This is a genomic window from Microcoleus sp. OTE_8_concoct_300, assembly GCF_031383065.1.
In the GTDB taxonomy this organism is placed as follows: Bacteria; Cyanobacteriota; Cyanobacteriia; order Cyanobacteriales; family Microcoleaceae; genus Microcoleus.
Map to the genome: position 1 here is coordinate 1 of NZ_JANMZH010000220.1, position 1885 is coordinate 1885.

Genomic DNA, 1885 nt, shown 5'->3' on the forward strand with positions numbered 1-1885 from the left:
CGGAGTAGAAGAGACGACCTGCCAGGTCGTCTGTACTTCGCCAATGTTTAGTGAGCTTGTTAGGCTAGCAGCACTGTCTCAGTGACCTTAAGACTGTTTAACCGCTAGCGACAGAGCGAGGGACTAGCTACGCATCCCAGGGTGTCGTGACTCAAAAAACGTAGTCAATTAAGACTGAGGCTGGTCAGAACGGCTTGTTAGATTTCTCCTTCAAGCCTCATGCCTTTAGGCTGAGGTTCCTGACCCGTTCTAAGTGGGAACCTTCAATTATAAGTGATATCAGGAGGTACTATTGTACGCACCAGAACATCGGGAAAGCCATCTGCAACCCCTTTCAGACATCGAGCTAATTCGCCTGTGGGTCGATCGCAAATCCCCCCGCAGCAAGCGCTTTAGCTGGCAGGCGGCCCACCGTTTTCGCCTGTTTGTAGAAAAACCGCTGGCACAAGTCACTCTGACAGATGTCGAGACTTTCGCCGCAGCAATGAGGGTGAGCAAACTTGCACCCGGTTTCTACAAGCAAACCTTGCTAGCGCTGAAATCGTTGTTTGCCTTCGGCCAGCAAACGGGAATCTTGCCCGCAGCCATCCCCCTGCACGGGTGGCCGGTGCAGCAGCGCAGGCAACTGTCCAAACGCCTCCGTTTTAGACTCTCTTGGACTTTGTGCATCTGTTTGTGCTTGTTTTTGGGTCGAATGACGGCGAGACTGTGGGGACAATCAGTCTCGGCAGAAAGCTCGCCCGCGTCGAAACGCCTGCCCTCCGTTGCAGCGATCGACTCACCACACCCCAGAGAGGATAACATCGAGGGCTCACCGGAACCCGAAACTGCAACCCTGAATCCACCAGATCCCAGAGAGGATACCAGACTCGATAGCATCGGGCCGGAACGTCGAGTAAAAGCCTTTCTCGACACGATTGCCACCGCGGAAGGCACCGCTAGCCCCGACGGCTACCGCACCCAGTACACCGGTAAGAAATTTGCTAGCTTTCAAGATCATCCCAGAGAAATGAGGTGCGGCCGCCGCTACGGCAAAAAACTCTGTTCCGACGCAGCGGGGCGATATCAGTTTCTCAGCACCACTTGGGACAGATTCGCTAAAAAATTTAGCATCAGCGATTTCAGCCCAGAAAATCAAGATTTGATGGCTATAGAGTTAATCCGAGAAAAAGGTGCATTAGAAGATATAGAAGCGGGCCGATTGGAGTCAGCAGTGAGAAAACTCGCTTACATCTGGCCTTCTTTTCGCCGTTATGGCGGTTCCGTGGAATCGTCGATGCCGAAACTAGAAGCAATGTATCAGCAAAATTTGGAGCTCGATCGCCCAGGATTGATTGTTAGCAATTAGTCAACAGTCCCAGGACGAGTTGACATTGCGGTTTGGCAATTTTGGATTAAATTTTGACATCCAATATGGAGAATCAGGGAGTTATGCGTGATGTCGATGCTTCGGGAAGTTAAAAATCATGCTAATTTTCCATCTTCCATGTGAACGATGCGATCGGCAATATCCAAAATTCGGTTATCGTGGGTTACTAACAAAATAGTACAACCCTGCTCTTTGGCAAGTTTCTGCATCAAATTCACCACTTCGCGACCGGATTTGCTGTCGAGGGCGGCGGTTGGTTCGTCAGCTAAAACAATTTGCGGTTGACTTACCAAAGCGCGGGCGATCGCAACTCTTTGTTTTTGTCCCCCTGACAAGTCATCTGGATAATAGTTAATCCGCTGTTCCAGCCCTACTAATACCATTTTTATAAAGTTGTGATAGACTTATATAAAAAGTAAAGGAGAACATTAAAATGTCTGGCCGTCCTCATATAACGATTGCCGAATCTGTAGAAGTATTGCTAGAGATTAGGAAACAACAAAAAAGAATTTTAGC

Annotated in this window: 1 protein-coding gene and 1 pseudogene; one reads left to right on the top strand and one right to left on the bottom strand. The window is 49.2% G+C overall.

Annotated features, from left to right (window positions below):
• Window positions 1–292 precede the first annotated feature (292 nt).
• Window positions 293–1348 carry a glycoside hydrolase family 24 protein gene (locus ACUVJL_RS10625; protein ID WP_445245813.1) on the top strand — a complete coding sequence of 352 codons (1056 nt, stop codon included), beginning with the start codon at window positions 293–295 and terminating at the stop codon, window positions 1346–1348.
• 116 nt (window positions 1349–1464) lie between these two features.
• On the opposite strand, the pseudogene ACUVJL_RS10630 reads toward ACUVJL_RS10625, so the two are convergent.
• Window positions 1465–1743 (bottom strand): annotated as a pseudogene (locus ACUVJL_RS10630) (ATP-binding cassette domain-containing protein); the annotation flags it as partial.
• Between the last annotated feature and the right edge of the window lie 142 nt (window positions 1744–1885).